The sequence below is a fragment of the Frateuria sp. genome (assembly GCF_035695185.1).
GTDB lineage: Bacteria > Pseudomonadota > Gammaproteobacteria > Xanthomonadales > Rhodanobacteraceae > Frateuria_A.
The window spans coordinates 1-17,213 of sequence record NZ_DASSES010000213.1 but is presented as its reverse complement, the minus strand read 5'-3'; the positions used below and the strand labels follow the sequence as shown (position 1 = coordinate 17,213).

Here is a 17,213-nt window from a genome sequence, read left to right as displayed (position 1 = left end):
TCGACCTGGATCTCGTTGTCGAAGTGGCCGATGTTGCAGACGATCGCCTGGTCCTTCATCGCCTGCATGTGCTCCAGGCGGATCACGTCCTTGTTGCCGGTGGTGGTGACGTAGATGTCGCCGCGGCCCAGCGTGCTCTCGACGGTGTTCACCTCGAAGCCTTCCATCGCCGCCTGCAGCGCGTTGATCGGGTCGATCTCGGTGACCACCACGCGCGCGCCGTAGGCACGCAGCGAATGCGCGCAACCCTTGCCGACGTCGCCGTAGCCGCACACCACCGCGACCTTGCCGGCGAGCATCACGTCCATCGCGCGCTTGAGGCCATCGGCCAGCGACTCGCGGCAGCCGTACAGGTTGTCGAACTTGCTCTTGGTGACCGAGTCGTTGACGTTGATCGCCGGGATCAGCAGCTTGCCTTCCTGCGCCAGCTGGTAGAGACGGTGCACGCCGGTGGTGGTCTCCTCCGAGACGCCCTTCCAGTCCTTGACCACGGTGTGCCAGTAGCCCGGGCGCTCGGTGTGCACGCGCTTGAGCAGGTTCTTGATGACCTGCTCCTCGTGGCTGCCCGACGGGGTGTTGACCCAGTCGCTGCCGTTCTCGAGCTCGTAGCCCTTGTGGATCAGCAGCGTGACGTCGCCGCCGTCGTCGACCACCAGCTGGGGCCCGAGGAAACCGCCCTTGCCGTCGGGGAAGCTCAATGCATCGAGCGTGCAGTCCCAGTACTCCTCCAGCGTCTCGCCCTTCCAGGCGAACACCGGCGTGCCGGTGGCGGCGATCGCCGCGGCGGCGTGGTCCTGCGTCGAGAAGATGTTGCACGAGGCCCAGCGCACGTCGGCGCCGATGTCCTTGAGCGTCTCGATCAGCACGGCGGTCTGGATCGTCATGTGCAAGGAGCCCGTCACGCGCACGCCCTTGAGCGGGGCCTGCGGGGCGTACTTGCGGCGGATCGACATCAGGCCGGGCATCTCGTGCTCGGCGATGTCCAGCTCCTTGCGACCGAAGTCGGCCAGGGCGATGTCGCGGATCTTGTAGTCTTGGTTCGAGTGGGCCTGGATGGCGGCGTTCATGCTTGTCTCCGGTTCTTTGGGGAACCTTGGCCTGTGCGGGCGAAGGTCCGCATGGGTGAGCGCCGTTGCTGCACATGCCGGCGCCGAGCCTGGCCGTCACGCGACGGTCGCAGCGCCCCTCGGCGGGCACGAAAGGCGTCCATTATACCGTCGCGGGAGGCTTCCTGTAGGAGCGCAACGTGGACCGACCGCAGGTCCCCATTGCACACAGGCGCGTGCTTACAAGGGGTTGGCGACCGATTCGCTAGTCTTGGGCGCAACCCTCGAGGAGCGCCCCATGGAAGCAAGCCGCCAAGACGATTTCCTGCCGCACGACGAACCGCTGCGCGAAGACGTTGGCCGGCTCGGCCAACTGGTCGGTCGCATGCTCGCCGAGCAGGGCGGGGAGGGCTTCTTCGAACGGGTCGAGGCCGTGCGCCAGGCGGCCATCCACCGCCGCCGCGAGGGTGACGCGGTCGCCTCCCTTGCGAATGCGCTCGCCGGGCTGGATACGGACCAGGCGGAGGCGCTGGCGCGCGCCTTCGCGACCTATTTCCAGGCCGTCAACACCGCCGAGCGGGTGCATCGCATCCGCCGGCGCCGTGACTACCAGCGCGCCGGCGGTCCGCCGCAGCCCGAATCGCTGCTGGACGTGCTCGGCCGCCTCAGGCGCGAGGGCGTGGCGGCCGAGGAGCTGCTCGGGTGGCTCGCGCGGCTGTGGATCGAGCCGGTGTTCACCGCCCACCCGACCGAGGCCATGCGTCGCTCGCTGCTGGAAAAGGAACAGGCGATCGTGCATGCGCTGGTCGACGGCTTCGACGCCAGCCGCACCCCGCAGGAGCGCAGCGAGGACGCCGACCGCATCTACATGGCGTTGTCCGCTGCGTGGCAGACCGCGGAGGCCTCGCCGGTGCGCCCCACGGTGCAGGACGAGCACGACCATGTCGGCTTCTACCTGGCCAACCCGATCTACCGGATCGTGCCGGCGCTGTACGAATCGCTCGCCGGCGCCCTGCAGGCGGTCTATGGAATCGAGTCGCCGATGCCGCGGCTGCTCGGGTTTGCCAGCTGGGTCGGCGGGGACATGGACGGCAACCCCAACGTCGGCGCGCAGACCATTGCCGCCGCGCTGGCGACCCAGCGCGCGCACGTGCTGGACCGCTACGCCGCCGACGTCGCAGCGCTCGCGCGCCTGCTCAGCCAGACCGCCGGCCGGGTGGCCGTCGATCCCGCCCTGACCGAGCGGCTCGAAGACTACCGCGCGCGCTTTCCACAGGCCGCCGCGCGCATCCGCCCGCGCCACGCGGACATGCCCTACCGCTGCCTGCTCACCCTGATCGGTGCCCGCCTGGAGGCGACCTGCGACAACGCCACGGAAGGGTATGCCTCGGCAGGCGAGCTGCTGGAGGACCTGCAGCGGATCGACGACAGCCTGGTCGGCCACCGCGGCCTGCACGCCGGCGCGTATGCCGTGCGCCGGCTGATCTGGCGGGTACGCACCTTCGGCTTCCACCTTGCACGGCTGGACGTGCGGCAGGACTCGCGCGTGCACGACGACGCGCTGGCCGACCTGCTCGGTGATGCGGACTGGGCCGACCGACCGGCCGCCGACCGCGCGGGGACGCTGCGCGCCTACGCCGCCGGGCAGGCGCGCTTCGCGATCGGCCATGCCGACGCCGTGACCGCGCTCTACGACGTGTTCGCCACCCTGGGTGACGCCCGTCGCCGCTACGGCAGCGAAGCGATCGGGCTGTACATCATCAGCATGGCGCACTCGGCCGCCGACGTGCTGGCGGTGCTGGCGCTGGCGCGCTACGGCGGCCTGGTCGAGCCGGCCGCGGCGCCGCCCGGCGCGGCCGAGCCGGCCGGCACGGCCGTGCCGCTGGACATCGCCCCGCTGTTCGAAACCGTCGACGACCTCCAGCGCGCGCCGGCGACCCTGCGGGCGCTGCTCGACGATCCGGTCTACCGCGCGCACCTGCGCAGCCGCGGCGACCGCCAGTGGGTCATGCTCGGCTATTCCGACAGTGGCAAGGACGGTGGCACGCTCGCCTCGCGCTGGGCCTTGCAACGGGCGCAGGTGGAACTGCTCGACGTGGCGAAAGCCGGCGGCATCCAGCTGGCCTTCTTCCACGGTCGCGGCGGCTCGGCCAGCCGCGGCGGCTCGCGGATCGCACCGGCGCTGATGGCCTCGCCGCGCGGCTCGGTCGCCGGCGTGCTGCGGGTGACCGAGCAGGGCGAGGTGATCCACCGCAAATACGGCATCCGCGCGCTGGCGCTGCGCAACCTGGAGCAGACCGTCGGCGCCGTGCTGCGTGCCTCGCTGCGCCCGCGCGGGCAGGAACCACGCGAGGCGCGCTGGCGCGAGCAGATGGACACCCTGGCCGCGCACAGCCGCCGGCACTATCGCGCGCTGGTCGAGCGCGAGGGCTTCGTCGACTACTTCCGTACCGCCACGCCGATCGACGTGGTCGAGCGCATGACCCTGGGTTCGCGCCCGGCCAGCCGTCGCAGCATGCGTGGCGTGCAGGACCTGCGCGCGATCCCCTGGGTGTTCGCCTGGACCCAGTGCCGCTCGATCATTACCGGCTGGTACGGCTTGGGGTCCGCGCTGGAGCAGGGCGCGGTCGCGTTCGGCGAAGCGGCGCTGGCCGAGATGGCGCGCGACTGGCCGTTCTTCGCCAATGCGCTGGACGACGTGGCGATGGTGCTGGCCAAGTGCGACCTGGACATCGCCGAGGCGTTCTCGCGCCTGGCTGGCGACCTGCACGCGCCGTTCTACGGGCTGATCCGCGAGGAATTCGAGCGCACCCGCCACTGGCTGCTCAAGCTCAAGGGCGGCGATACGCTGCTGGCCGACAACCCGCGGCTTGCGGTCTCGATCCGCCTGCGCAATCCCTACGTCGATCCCATGAGCCTGCTCACCGTCGACCTGCTCGCCCGCTGGCGCGCCGGCGGCTGCGAGGACGAGTCGCTGCTGCGCGCGCTGGTCGCCTGCGTCAACGGCGTTTCGCAGGGTCTGCAGAACACCGGCTGACGCGCGTTCAGTCCAGCCGCCGGCGAAAGCGCAGGATCGCCGCCGCCATCGCCAGCACCACGAACGCGACCAGCGCGGCGACGTCGGCCCACATCTCCCACAGCCCGGCGCCGCGCAGCATCACGCCGCGGATCAGGCGCAGGAAATGGGTCAGCGGCAGTACCTCGGCCAGCCACTGTGCGACCCGCGGCATGCCGGCGAACGGGAACATGAAGCCGGACAGCAGGATCGAAGGCAGGAACACGAAGAAGGTCATCTGCATCGCCTGGAACTGCGACTGCGCCCGCGTCGAGATCAACAGGCCCAGCGCGAGGTTGCCCAGGATCAGCAGGCCCGCGGCCAGATAGACATCCAGCAGGCTGCCATGGATCGGCACGCGGAACAGCCAGGTGCCCAGCGCCCGGATCACGCTGGTCTGCACCAGGCCGATGGCCACGTAGGGCAGCACCTTACCCACCATCAGCTCCGAGCGGGTCAGCGGCGTGGCCAGCAGCAGCTCCATGTTGCCGCGTTCGCGCTCGCGCACCACGGCGATGGCGGTGAACAGCACCATGGTCATGGTCAGGATCACGCCGATCAATCCCGGCACGATGTTGATCGCCGAGCGCCGTTGCGGGTTGTAGAAGCCGACCACGCCGATGCGCCCCTCCGGTGGCGTGCTGGCCAGCGGGGCGCGCGTGTCCGGCGCGGCGCTGTCGATCGGCACCTGGACAAGTTGGGCCGCGGCGCTCTGCACCGCGATGTCGCTGCCGTCGACCATCACCTGCGCAACCTGCCGGCCGTCGATTCGGCGCCGCTCGAAATCGGGCGGGATGACAATGCCGATGCTGATGCGCCCACGTCGGATCTGCGCCATCAGCTGTGCGGGCGTGTCGGTCACGACCGACGGCGCGATCACGCCGGTGGCCAGCATGTCCATCACCAGCGCGCGCGAGCCGGCGGTGCCGGCCTGGTCGGCGATCCCGGCGTCGAGGCCGCGCAGGTTGGTATTGATCGCGTAGCCGAACAGCACCAGCTGCGCCACCGGGATGCCCACCACCATGGCCAGCGTGATGCGGTCGCGCCGCAGCTGGCGCAGCTCCTTCAGCACGATCGCCCAGAGCCGTCGCCAGTTCATGCCGCGTGCGCCTGCCCACGACGATCGCCATCGCGCGTGGCGGCGACGAACACGTCTTCCAGGTTCGGCTCCGCTTCGGTGACCTCGCCGCGCTGGCCGGCGCGGGCGAGTGCGTCGCCCAGGCGCTGCCTGATGGCATCGCCATCGTCCGCCTCGGCTTGCGCGGCCAGCACGCGGAGCACGGTGCCGACCTGCGCCACGCCGAGCACGCCCGCGACCCCGGACAACGCGGCGTGCGCGCGGCGTGGATCGTCGGCGTCCACCAGGAAGGTACGGCCGCGCAGCCGCGCGGCGAGTTCGTGCGGCGTGCCGTCGGCCACCAGCGCGCCGCGGTCGAGGATCGCCAGCCGGTGGCAGCGCTCGGCCTCGTCCATCAGGTGGGTCGACACCAGCAGCGTGGTGCCGGCATCGGCCAGTTCGAACAGCTTCTCCCAGAAGTCGCGGCGCGACTCGGGGTCGACCGCGCTGGTCGGCTCGTCAAGGAACAGCAACTCCGGTTCGTGGATCACCGCGCAGGCCAGCGCGAGGCGCTGTTTCTGGCCGCCGCTCATGGTGCCGGCGAGCTGCCGCTGGCGGTCGGCGAAGTGGTACTGCTCGACCAGCTGGTCGACCCGCGCCTTGGTCCTGCGCCGCGGCACGCCCTGGATCGCGGCGAGGAACTCCAGGTTCTCGCGCACGGTGAGGTCTTCGAACAACGAGAAGCGCTGGGTCATGTAGCCGATCCGCGCGCGCAGCGCATCGGCCTGCTCGGGCATGCGCAGGCCGAGCACCTCGATCTCGCCGCCGCTGGGCGTGAGCAGGCCGCACAGCATGCGGATGGTGGTCGACTTGCCCGAGCCGTTGGGCCCGAGGAAGCCGTAGACGCGGCGGGCGGGGACGTCCAGGTCCACGTCGTCGACCGCGACCAGCTTGCCGAACCGCTTGGTCAGCCCGCGCGCGTGGATGGCCACGCCGGCATCGGCGGCCGCTGCGTTCACCGCGCGCGCCCGTGCAGTTCCACCCGCACCGGCAGCCCTGCCGGCAGGTCCGATGCCTCCTTGCCCAGCGCGACCTCGGCCAGGTAGCTCAGGCGCTCGGCGTCCTCGCCGGTGAGCGCGTAGTACGGGGTGAAGCCCGGCTCGCTGCGAACCATGCGCACACGGCCCCGGTAGGGCGTCTGGCGCTTGCCCACGTAGACGTCGACCGCATCGCCGACGTGCACCGACGCGCGCTGTGGTTCGGGCACGTAGATGCGCGCATAGGGCGCGTCGCCCGCCAGCAGGATCGCCACCGGCGCGCCGACCGGTGCCTGGTCGCCGAGCCGGTAGGGCAGGCTGTCCACGCGCGCCACGCGCGGGGCGACGATGGCCAGCTTGTCCAGCAGCACCCGCTCGGCCGCCACCTGCGCCCGCGTGGCGGCGAGCGCGGCGCGGGCCTGCGCGAGCTGCTCCGGCCGGGTGCCGTGCAGCAACTCGTCGAGCGCGGCCCGCGCGGCGCGGACCTGGCCGGCGGCGCCGTCGGCCGCGGCGCGCGCCCGGTCGAGCTCGGCGGCGGCGATGTAGTGATTCCCCTGCAGCGGCTGCAGCCGCCGGTAGTAGGCCTGCGCCTCGCGCGCCTGCGCCTGGGTCGCGGCCAGGTTCGCACGCGCCCGGGCGATGTCCTCGCGGCGCGGCCCGGCCTCCAGTTCGGCCAGCCGGTCGCGTTGCTGCTGCGCCTGCGCGATGGCAGCGTCGAGCTCGGCGCGCGTGCGGGTGGGATCGAGCGTCACCAGCGGCTGGCCCGCGGCGACCGCCTGGCCCTCGTGCACGTCGATGGCGACGATGCGCTCGGCGGCCGGCGCGGGCAGGGTGATGCGGTCGTACTCCAGCGTGCCCAACGCCTGCGGCGCCTCGTTGGTGCAGGCCTGCACGCCGAGGGCCAGGGCGGCGGCCAGGGACAGGCGGGCGAGCGGGCGTAGCGCGTTCATGACGGTTGTCCTGGTGGCGTGGCTGCCAGGCCACCTTCGAGCAGGGCGAGCGTGTGCCCGAGCAGGGTGCCGGTGTCGATGTCGGACGCCTCGAAGACGGTGCGCCAGATCGGTGCTCCCGCCGCGGGAAACAGCGTCAGGCCCACCAGCGAGACCACCAGCAGCCGCGGGTCCAGCGTGGGGTTCAGCCGGCCGGCCGCCTTTGCCTCGGCAAAGCGCTGTGCGAGCAGGCGCGGAAGGCTCGGCAATGCCTTGTGGAACAGCACCTCGCGTAGCGCGCCGCCCTCGCACAGCACCTCGCGGACCCACAGCGCCGGCAGCCAGGGGTGCTGGGTCACCAGGGCGCCGATGCCGCGAACGAAGGCCTCCGCCAGCGCCTTCGGATCGTCGCCGGCCTGTTCCAGTCGCGCGCGCACCGGGGCCAGCGCGGGCAGCAGCCGCTCATCGACCAACGCCTGCGTGACGCGATCCTTGTCGCCAAAGTAGTAGTGCAGCATCGCCGGGGTCACGCCCGCTTCGGCGGCGATCGCGCGCAGCGACGTGCCGCCGATGCCCTCGCGTGCGTAGAGCGCGGTCGCGGCATCGAGCAGGCGCGCGCGCAGGTCGCCGTCGTCGCCGCGCGGGCGGCCGGCGCCGCGTTTTCCGGATGTGGGAGGCTGGGCCATGCGCAAAAATTAATTCCATGATTAATTAACTGCAAGTGGCGTGCTCGTCCGTGCAGGCATGGCGACAGGCGCGTGGGCGTGGCGACATCGCGAACAGGGGTGGTCTAGCCAGCCACCCTCAGGGGAGAGGGGCCGGGACTCGCGGGAAACTGACCCGGTGCCTCGACAGGGCGAGGAAAGGCCTGGCCATGCCGCAAGCGTTCCCCCTCACCTCTGCCCTCTATCCGGAGCGGAGAAGGCGCTGAGAGCTCAGCCCTCCAGCTCGCTCCAGCGGGCGTAGGCGGCGTCGAGCTCCGTCTGCAGCTTCGCGAGCGCCTCGTTGGCCCTCACGATGGTGGCGCTGTCCTGCTGGAAGAACGCCGGCTCGTTCATCGCGGCGGAGCGCTGCGCGACTTCGTTTTCGAGTTGTTCGATGCGCGAGGGCAGCTGCTCCAGCTCACGCTGGTCCTTGAAGCCGAGTTTGCGCCGGGCCGGAGCGGGCGCGGGCGCCGGCGCCGGACTGGCCGCTGGCGCCGGGGCGCTCTTTGCCGTCGCCGGTGCCGTTGCCGGCACCGCAGGCCGCTGGCGCAGCCAGTCGCTGTAGCCGCCTACGTACTCCCCCACCTTGCCGTCGCCCTCGAGCACCAGCGTGCTCGACACGACGTTGTCCAGGAACGCGCGGTCGTGCGAGACCAGCAGCAGCGTGCCCCTGTAGTCGGTCAGCAGCTCTTCGAGCAGCTCGAGCGTCTCCACGTCCAGGTCGTTGGTCGGCTCGTCCATCACCAGCAGGTTTGACGGCTGGGCGAACAGCTTGGCGAGCAGCAGGCGGTTGCGTTCGCCGCCGGACAGCCGGGTGATCGGCGCGCGCGCGCGCTCGGGCGAGAACAGGAAGTCCTGCAGGTAGCCGATCACGTGCTTGCGCTGCCCGCCGAGCTCGATGTATTCGCGGCCCTGCGCCACGTTGTCCAGGGCGTTGAGCCGCTCGTCCAATTGCACCCGGTGCTGATCGAAATACGCGACCTCGATGCCGGTGCCGAGCTCCACCGTGCCGCGCTCGGGGGTGAGCTCGCCGAGCATGATCTTCAGCAGCGTGCTCTTGCCGGCGCCGTTGGGACCGATGATGCCGATGCGGTCGCCACGCATGACGGTGGTGGAAAAGTCCTCGATCAGCACGCGTCCGCCGAAGCCTTGGTGCACGTGGTCGAGTTCGATCACCTTCTTGCCCGAGGCCTGCGCATTGGCCAGCGTCATCTTCGCGTTGCCGGCCAGCTCGCGGCGCTCGGCGCGCTCGCGGCGCAGTGCCTTGAGTGCGCGCACGCGGCCTTCGTTGCGGGTGCGCCGGGCCTTGATGCCCTGGCGGATCCACACTTCCTCCTGCGCCAGCTTGCGGTCGAACTGCGCGTTGGCCTGCGCCTCGGCGTGCAGGCGTTCCTCGCGCCGGCGCAGGTAGTTGTCGTAGTCGCCGGGCCAGTCGGTGAGTGCGCCGCGGTCGATCTCGACGATGCGTGTGGCCAGCGCGCGCAGGAAGCTGCGGTCGTGGGTGACGAACACGATCGAGCCATCGAAGGACTTGAGGAAGCCCTCGAGCCAGTCGATCGCCTCGATGTCCAGGTGGTTGGTCGGCTCGTCGAGCAACAGCACGTCGGGCTTCTTCACCAGCGCCTGCGCCAGCAGCACGCGGCGCTTCATGCCGCCGGAGAGCGCCGCGAAGTCGGTCTCGCCCGGCAGTGCCAGCCGCGCGAGCACCTCGTTCACCCGGCGGTCAAGATCCCAGCCCTGGCGCGATTCGATCTGCTGCTGCACCTCGCCCAGCGCCGCGAGGTCGCCGACGCCCAGCAAATGGTGGTAGCGCGCCAGCAGGCGGCCGAGATCGCCCAGGCCCTCGGCCACCACGTCGAATACGCAACCGGCCGTGGACTGCGGGACCTCCTGCGCCATTCGCGCGACGGTAACGCCATTCTGCACCCTCACTTCACCGTCGTCGGGGTGCAATTCGCCGGCGATCAACTTCATCAGCGTGGATTTCCCCTCGCCATTGCGGCCTACGACGCAGACGCGTTCGCCGCGCTCGATCGACAGGTCGACATCGGCAAGCAGGAGGGGACCGCCGATGCTGAAATCGACGCGCTGCAACTGGATCAGGGACATTCGCCGATTGTAATGGATGCATTGGCGGATGCGGCGTGCACCAAGGCCTTCAACGTGCCCCGCGGCCAGGATGGCGAGGGCGTCGAGGATCCCATGCGCATAGCCCAGATCGCCCCCCTGTGCGAATCCGTTCCGCCCCGTCTCTACGGCGGCACCGAGCGCATCGTCGCCTGGCTCACCGACACGCTGGTGGACCTCGGCCACGAGGTCACCCTGTTCGCCAGTGCCGATGCGTGCACCCGTGCGGAGCTGGTGGCGGTGCGCGACCAGGCGATCCGGCTCGACCCCACGCCGCAGAAGTCCGAGCTGGCGGTGCATCTGTCGATGCTGCAGGAGGTGCGCCGTCGGGCGGATGAATTCGACGTGCTGCACTTCCACGTCGACATGCTGCATTTCCCGATGTTCGAGGACTGCGCCGGCCGCACGCTCACCACCCTGCACGGCCGGCTGGACCTGAAGGACCTGGCCGAGGTGTACCGGCGCTGGCCACGCTACCCGCTGGTATCGATTTCGCACCACCAGCGCCGGCCGCTGCACTTCGCGAACTGGGCCGGCACCGTCCACCACGGCCTGCCGGAAGACCTGCACCGGCCGCACCCGCGGCCGCGCGGTGGCTATCTCGCCTTCCTCGGACGCATCTCGCCGGAAAAGCGGCCCGACCGGGCGATCGCCATCGCACGGGCGAGCGGGATGCCGCTGAAGATCGCCGCCAAGGTCGACCTCGCCGACCGCGCGTACTTTCACGCCGAGATCGAGCCGCTGCTGGCCGATCCGCTGGTGGAGTTCGTCGGCGAGATCGACGAAGCGGCCAAGGAGGGGTTCCTCGGCAACGCGGCCGCGCTGCTGTTTCCGATCGACTGGCCCGAGCCGTTCGGCCTGGTGATGATCGAGGCGATGGCCTGCAGCACACCGGTGATCGCCTGGAACTGCGGCTCGGTACCCGAGGTGGTCGAGGAGGGCGTCAACGGCTTCATCGTGGAAAGCGAGGCCGAGGCGCTGGACGCGGTGCGACGGCTGGCGCAGATCGATCGACGGCAGGTGCGCGCCTCGTTCGAGCGGCGCTTCTCCGCCGAGATCATGGCGAGCAACTACGTAGACCTTTACGAACGACGCTGCCGTGTCGCGCCGGCGCTGCCGGCCTGGCCGGTGGCCTGGGAGGCGGCACGATGAGCGAAGCGACGCACGACGACGAAACCCCTTCGGCCGGCACGTCGCGCGGGCAATACTCGCTCAAGTCCGGCGACACCTTCGTCGTGTGCGATGCCTATGGCGATATCCGCGGCGACGCCAGCGGCCTGTTCCACAACGACACGCGCCTGCTGTCCGCCTTCACCCTGGACCTGGGCGGCAAGCCGCCCTCGCTGCTCAGCGCAGCGATCGCCCACGACAACGTGCTGTTCACCGCCAACCTCTCCAACAAGCCGCTGCCGCCGATGGGCGAGCGCGCCACGCCGCAGGGGGTGATCCACCTGCAGCGCACGCGCTTCCTGTGGGACGCACGGATGTACGAGCGCATCTCCTGCGTCAACTACGGCGACAGCGAGGTGCAGGTCACGCTTACCCTGCACTTCGCCGCGGATTTCAGGGACATCTTCGAAGTGCGCGGCACGCCGCGGAAGAAACGCGGCACCCTGCACCCGCCCGAGGTGGGCGAGACCTCCGTGGCCCTGCGCTACGACGGCCTGGACGGGGTCGAGCGCTGCTCGGTGATCTGCCTCTCCACCCGGCCGGACCGGCTGGACGGCCGGTCGGCCGAACTTGCGCTGACCCTGCCCAGGCTCAGCAACACCGAGCTCTACGTGGAAATCGGCCCCACGCACGCCGAACCCAGTCGCCAGCGTTTCCGGGCCGCCGCCGCCAAGGCGCGCCGCGCGATGCGCCGGCGCCGTGGCCATGGCGCGCGCCCGCGCAGCAACGCGCGGCTGTTCAACGCCTGGCTGGAGCGCTCGCGTGCGGACATCGCGCTGCTGGTGAGCGAGTTCTCGACCGGTCCGTATCCCTGCGCAGGCATTCCCTGGTTTGCCACGCCGTTCGGTCGCGACGGCATCATCACCGCGCTGCAGCTGTTGTGGCTGGATGCGGGCCTGGCCCGCGGCGTGCTCGGCTACCTCGCCGAGCACCAGGCGCACGAGACCTCGGCCTTCCGGGACTCGGCCCCCGGCAAGATCATGCACGAGACGCGCAAGAGCGAGATGGCCGAGCTGGGCGAGGTGCCGTTCGGGCGCTACTACGGTGGCGTGGACACCACGCCCCTGTACGTGATGCTCGCCGGCGCGTACGCCGAGCGCACCGGTGACGACGTCTTCATCGACCGGTTGTGGCCCGCACTCACCGCGGCGATGGGCTGGATCGAGCGCACCTGCGACCGCGACCCGCACGGCTTCCTGACCTACGCCCAGGGCGAGGTGGGCGGCCTGCTCAACCAGGGCTGGAAGGACAGCGAGGACTCGGTGTTCCACGCCGATGGCGACATCCCGCCCGCGCCGATCGCGCTGGTGGAGGTTCAGGGCTACGTGTATGCCGCTTTGATCGCCATGGCCCGGCTGGCGGAGCGGCGCGGGGACGACGATTCGGCGGCCGGCTGGCGCCATCGCGCGCTGGCCATGCGCAAGGCGGTCGAGGCGCTGTTCTGGGACGAGGAGATGTGCAACTACGGCATCGCCCGCGACGGCAACGGCCGGCTGTGCTGCGTGCGCGCGTCCAACGCCGGCCACCTGCTCTACGTGGGACTGCCCAAGCTGTGGCGGGCGAGGAAGGTGATCCGCCAATTCCGCTCGGCGCCGTTCGACAGCGGCTGGGGTGCGCGCACGCTGGCCATGCACCAGGCGCGCTACAACCCGATGTCCTACCACGACGGCTCGGTGTGGCCGCACGACGTGGCGATCTGCGCGGCGGGCATGGCGCACTACGGCGAGCGCGAGGACGCCGTGCGCCTGCTCGGCGAGACCTTCGAGGCGGCCGTGCACTTCGGGATGCGGCTGCCGGAGCTCTTCTGCGGCTTTCCCCGCGCCACCGGCGAGCCGCCGATCGCCTACCCGGTCGCCTGCCTGCCCCAGGCCTGGGCCGCCGGCTCGGTGTTCATGATGCTGCAGGCCTGCCTGGGCGTGACCATCGATGGCCGCCGCGGCGAGGTGCGCATCGACCGCCCGCAGCTGCCCGAAGGTGTCGACCGGCTGACCCTGCACCGGCTCGACGTGGGTGGAGATGTCCTCGACCTGGGCTTCGAGCGGATCGGTTCGCGCACCGTGGCCTTCCGTGCCGGCGGCTCGGCGGACGTGCGCATCCTCGCCAAGGTCTAGTCAACGCCGAGGGCGAGCACGGGCCGGCTCCCCCACCCGCAGCGCAGCGGGAGGGCGCCACCGGGCCGGGACGGCACGTGATTCCCGCGTGAAAACAAGGCCATAATCCCGCCCGGGAATCCGGGGGGATCGCATGGCAGGGCAGCTGACCGATCGCTACGTCGAGGCCAAGCGCATCGCCATGGCGGCGATGGACGTGGACGCGTCCGCGCGCGATGCCTTGATCGACGGGCACGTGGGGGAGGACGCCGAGCTCGAGCGCGAGGTGCGCTGGATGCTGGAGGCGATCGAGCGCACCCACACCGCCACCTTGCCGTTCTCCGCGGCCGCGGGGCCGCCCGACCTCAGCGGTCACCAGGCGCAGGCCACCGCACCGCGCAACTACCGCATCCTGCGCCTGCTCGGCGAGGGCGGCATGGGCATGGTGTACCTGGCCGAGCGCTGCGACGAAGGGTTCACCCAGCAGGTCGCGCTCAAGTTCCTGCACGCCGCCGCCCAGGGTTCGCCGATCCTGCACGAGCGCTTCAGCCAGGAGCGCCGTCTGCTGGCACGGCTGGAGCACCCCGGCATCGCCCGCCTGCTCGACGGCGGCGTGATGGACGGCGGCCAGCCGTTCCTGGCCATGGAGTACGTCGAGGGACAGCGCATCGACGAGTGGTGCGATGCGCACGCGCTTTCGCTCAACGAGCGCCTCGTGCTGTTCCTGAAGGTCTGCGACGCGGTCGAGTTCGCGCACCGCAACCTGGTGATCCACCGCGACATCAAGCCGGCCAACATCCTGGTCACCGCCGACGGCGCGCCGAAGCTGCTGGATTTCGGCATCGCCCGCATCATCGAGGAAGGGGGGCAGGTGCTGGCCACGGCCACCGCCGCGCATGCGCTGACCCTGGCCTACGCCAGTCCCGAGCAGATCCAGCAGCAGCCGCTGACCACCGGGGCAGACGTCTACTCGCTGGGCGTGGTGCTGTACCAGCTGATCGCCGGTCGCCGGCCCTACCAGCACCTGGTGACGCCGCACCTGCTGTCCAATGCGATCATCGGCGGCCAGGTGCAGGCACCCAGCCGCAGCCTGCGCGAGGCGCCGCCGGGGCAGCCACGGCCCAGGCGCTCGATCCCCGCCGACGTCGATGCCATCGTGCTCAAGGCGTTGCGCCGGCAGGTCAGCCAGCGCTACGCCAGCGTGGCCGAGTTCGCGCAGGACCTGCGCGATTACCTGGCACAACGCCCGGTCAAGGCGCGCCGCGGCCGGCAGTGGTACCGGGTGCGCCGCTTCGTCCAGCGCAACCGCTGGCCGCTGGCCGCCGGCGGCATGGTGCTGGCGGCCGTGCTGGCCGGCCTGACCGCCTCACTGCTGGCCCTGGCCCAGACCCGCGCCGCGCAGCGGCTGGCCGAGCAGCGCCAGCACGACCTGGAGCGCATGGTCGCCTTCCAGCGGTCGATGCTGCAGAGCGTGGACATCGACGCGATGGGCCATGCGCTGACCGGCGACGAGCGCCGGCTGGTGCTGGCGCGGCTGGACGGCCTGGGTGGGTCGGGGATCGACCGCGGGCAGCTGGAGCAGGCGTTCGCGGGCATCGCCGCGTCCGGCCCGGCGCGTGATGCGCTGGACACCTACGTCGTCAGCCACGCGCTGGCGCGGCTGGACAGGGACTTCGCCGACGCGCCGCTGCTTGCGGCCGACCTGCGCCAATCGCTGGCGCGCGTGCTGCTGACCATCGGCAGCTATGCGCACGCGGCGACGGAGCTGCGCAACGTGGTGGAGGCGCGCCGGAAACGCCTGCCGGCCGGCGACGCCGCGCTGCTTTCGGCGCGGGTCGACCTGGGCGAGGCGCTGTACCGCAGCGGCGAGCTGGAGCAGGCGGCGCAGGCCTACGACAGGGCGTTGCCGGCCGCCGCGGCTCTGCCGCTAGCCGATCCGCTGCAGGTCGCCGTGCTCTCGGGACAGGCCCGCGTGCTGGCCGCGCAGGGGCATCTGAAGAAGGCACTGGATCGGCAGGAGGCGCTCTACAGCGGGCTGGCGCCGCGCCTGCCCGCGACCGACGAGGGCCTGTTGCGGCTGCGGCGCGACCGCGTTGAAACCCTGATCCAGCTGGGCCGGCGAGATCGTGCGCGGGTCGAGCTGGAACACCTGGTGCCGCTGTACCGGCAGGCCTTCGGTGCCGAGCATCCGGAAACCCTGGCGACCACCCTTACCCTGGCCACGCTGCTCTACTCCCAGGACAACGAGTACGAGCGCGCGCTCGCGCTGGCGCAGGACGTGGCGGCGACCCGCGAGCGCCGCCTGGGCGCCGATCATCCGCTGACCCTGCAGGCGCGCGCACTGGCGGCGTCGAACGAGGTGCGGCTGGCGCTCGACCCGGCGACCATGGCGCAGGTCCACGCGCGGCTGGACGCCATCATCCAGGGGTACCGGCGCGTGCTCGGTCCGGACAACCCCGGCACGCTGGAGGCGATGACCGACATGGTGCGGTTGCTCTCCAAGCAGGACCGTGGCGCGGACGCCATCGCGCTGGAACGCCAGATCGTGGCCGCACGCAGCCGCACCCTGGGTCCGGGCCACTTCAGCACCCTGTATGCGCGCGGCAGCCTGGCCAGCCTGCTGTGCGAAAACGGCCAGTACGCCGAAGCCAGCCAGCAGGGCGAACAGGTGCTCGACGCGCTGCGGCGCCAACTGGGCGAGGATCACCCGATGACCCTGGCGACCTACGACCTGGTCGGCCGCATCGAGGCCGGCGCCGGGCGCTGGGCGCTGGCGCGCAATGCCCACGCCCGGGCGCTGGAAGGCCGTGCCCGCACACTGGGCGATACCGACGCCCACACCATCGAGAGTGCTTCCCGGCTGTACGTGGTCCTACGCAAGCTGCATGACACCAAAGCCGCGAACCATGTCCTCGCCACGTACCTGCAGCCGGTGATCGCAATGCAGCCGGACACGCTCAACGCCGGCATGCGCAGCGTGCGCGAGGAGGCGCTCGCCGCAGTCGGCAGCGCGGCGGCCACGGAGCCGTAGGGCGCTTTCGGGGCAGCCGGCGACTTGGGCCACGCCAAAAAAAAACGGGCCGCGCGAGGCGGCCCGTCGGTATTGCCCTGGCGCGGCGGCTTACTTGCGCTTGCCGCCCAGCCCGGCGTCGGCGCGCAGCGCCTCGGCCTTGTCGGTCTTTTCCCACGAGAACGCGGTGAAGGTGGAGCCGTCGGCGGCCTTCATCTCGTAGGGCTGGCGGCCGAAGTGGCCGTAGCTGGCGGTCTGCTGGTACATCGGGTGGATGAGATCCAGCATCTTGATGATGCCGTACGGGCGCAGATCGAAGTGCTTGCGGATCAGCTTCTCGATCTTCTCGTCCGGGATCTTGCCGGTGCCGAAGGTGGTGACCGAGATGGAGGTCGGCTCGGCCACGCCGATCGCGTAGGACACCTGCACCTCGCAACGGTCGGCCAGGCCCGCGGCCACGACGTTCTTGGCCACGTAGCGCGCCGCATAGGCGGCCGAACGGTCGACCTTGGACGGATCCTTGCCGGAGAACGCGCCGCCGCCGTGGCGGGCCCAGCCGCCGTAGGTGTCGACGATGATCTTGCGGCCGGTCAGGCCGCAGTCGCCCACCGGGCCGCCGATCACGAACTTGCCGGTCGGGTTGATGTGGAACTTGGTGCCCTTGTGCAGCAGCTTGGCCGGCAGCACGGGCTTGAGGATCTCCTCGCGCACCGCCTCGATCAGGTCCTTCTGCTTGATGCCCGGGTCGTGCTGGGTCGAGAGCACGACCGCGTCGATCGCGACCGCCACGTCGTTCTCGTAGCGCAGCGTCACCTGGCTCTTGGCGTCCGGGCGCAGCCACGGCAGCGGCGAGTTCTTCTTCTTGCGGACCTTGGCCTGCTGCTCGACCAGGCGGTGCGAGTAGTAGATCGCCGCCGGCATGTAGTCGCGCGTTTCATTGGTGGCATAGCCGAACATCAGGCCCTGGTCGCCCGCGCCCTGTTCCTCC

The 17,213-nt window shown here is 70.8% G+C and carries 11 protein-coding genes and 1 riboswitch; of the genes, 4 read left to right on the top strand and 7 right to left on the bottom strand.

What is annotated here, in order from left to right; genetic code table 11:
- Positions 1-1,067 (bottom strand): adenosylhomocysteinase (locus tag VFH59_RS17600; protein ID WP_325166227.1); only part of this gene is annotated, 1,067 nt, incomplete at its 3' end.
- A 50-nt stretch (positions 1,068-1,117) separates the two neighbouring features.
- Positions 1,118-1,194, bottom strand: a riboswitch (S-adenosyl-L-homocysteine riboswitch).
- A 150-nt stretch (positions 1,195-1,344) separates the two neighbouring features.
- Between VFH59_RS17600 and ppc the strand changes: the two genes are divergently transcribed.
- Positions 1,345-4,083: a phosphoenolpyruvate carboxylase gene (ppc, locus tag VFH59_RS17595; protein ID WP_325166226.1), complete on the top strand. Its 2,739-nt coding sequence runs from the start codon at positions 1,345-1,347 to the stop codon at positions 4,081-4,083.
- Between the two features lie 7 nt (positions 4,084-4,090).
- On the opposite strand, the gene VFH59_RS17590 is transcribed toward ppc, so the two are convergent.
- The 5 genes from VFH59_RS17590 to VFH59_RS17570 all read right to left on the bottom strand — a co-directional run bounded on the left by VFH59_RS17590 (position 4,091) and on the right by VFH59_RS17570 (position 9,937).
- Positions 4,091-5,200 (bottom strand): ABC transporter permease, encoded by a 1,110-nt coding sequence (locus VFH59_RS17590; protein WP_325166225.1) that lies wholly within the window; start codon positions 5,198-5,200, stop codon positions 4,091-4,093.
- A complete protein-coding gene (locus VFH59_RS17585; protein ID WP_325166228.1) occupies positions 5,197-6,144 on the bottom strand; it encodes an ABC transporter ATP-binding protein in 948 nt (315 codons plus the stop codon). Before VFH59_RS17585 ends, VFH59_RS17590 begins: the two co-directional genes overlap by 4 nt.
- A gap of 29 nt (positions 6,145-6,173) precedes the next feature.
- Positions 6,174-7,145: an HlyD family secretion protein gene (locus tag VFH59_RS17580; protein ID WP_325166224.1), complete on the bottom strand. Its 972-nt coding sequence runs from the start codon at positions 7,143-7,145 to the stop codon at positions 6,174-6,176.
- On the bottom strand, positions 7,142-7,810 hold the full coding sequence (locus VFH59_RS17575; protein WP_325166223.1) for a TetR/AcrR family transcriptional regulator: 669 nt from the start codon (positions 7,808-7,810) through the stop codon (positions 7,142-7,144). The genes VFH59_RS17580 and VFH59_RS17575 overlap by 4 nt, the downstream gene beginning before the upstream one ends.
- A 249-nt stretch (positions 7,811-8,059) precedes the next feature.
- Positions 8,060-9,937 carry an ATP-binding cassette domain-containing protein gene (locus tag VFH59_RS17570; protein ID WP_325166222.1) on the bottom strand — a complete coding sequence of 626 codons (1,878 nt, stop codon included), beginning with the start codon at positions 9,935-9,937 and terminating at the stop codon, positions 8,060-8,062.
- A gap of 12 nt (positions 9,938-9,949) precedes the next feature.
- Between VFH59_RS17570 and VFH59_RS17565 the strand changes: the two genes are divergently transcribed.
- From VFH59_RS17565 to VFH59_RS17555, 3 genes are all read left to right on the top strand, one after another.
- Positions 9,950-11,107, top strand: coding sequence for a glycosyltransferase family 4 protein (locus VFH59_RS17565; RefSeq protein WP_325166221.1), 1,158 nt, complete (start codon positions 9,950-9,952; stop codon positions 11,105-11,107).
- Complete coding sequence (locus tag VFH59_RS17560) at positions 11,104-13,236, top strand: glycogen debranching N-terminal domain-containing protein (RefSeq protein WP_325166220.1); 2,133 nt, start codon at positions 11,104-11,106, stop codon at positions 13,234-13,236. The genes VFH59_RS17565 and VFH59_RS17560 overlap by 4 nt, the downstream gene beginning before the upstream one ends.
- Before the next feature lie 133 nt (positions 13,237-13,369).
- Positions 13,370-16,246 (top strand): protein kinase domain-containing protein, encoded by a 2,877-nt coding sequence (locus tag VFH59_RS17555; protein WP_325166219.1) that lies wholly within the window; start codon positions 13,370-13,372, stop codon positions 16,244-16,246.
- Between the two features lie 90 nt (positions 16,247-16,336).
- Here the strand turns inward: VFH59_RS17555 and metK are convergent.
- The coding region (gene metK / locus VFH59_RS17550) for a methionine adenosyltransferase (protein WP_325166218.1) at positions 16,337-17,213 on the bottom strand (877 nt) is incomplete at its 5' end.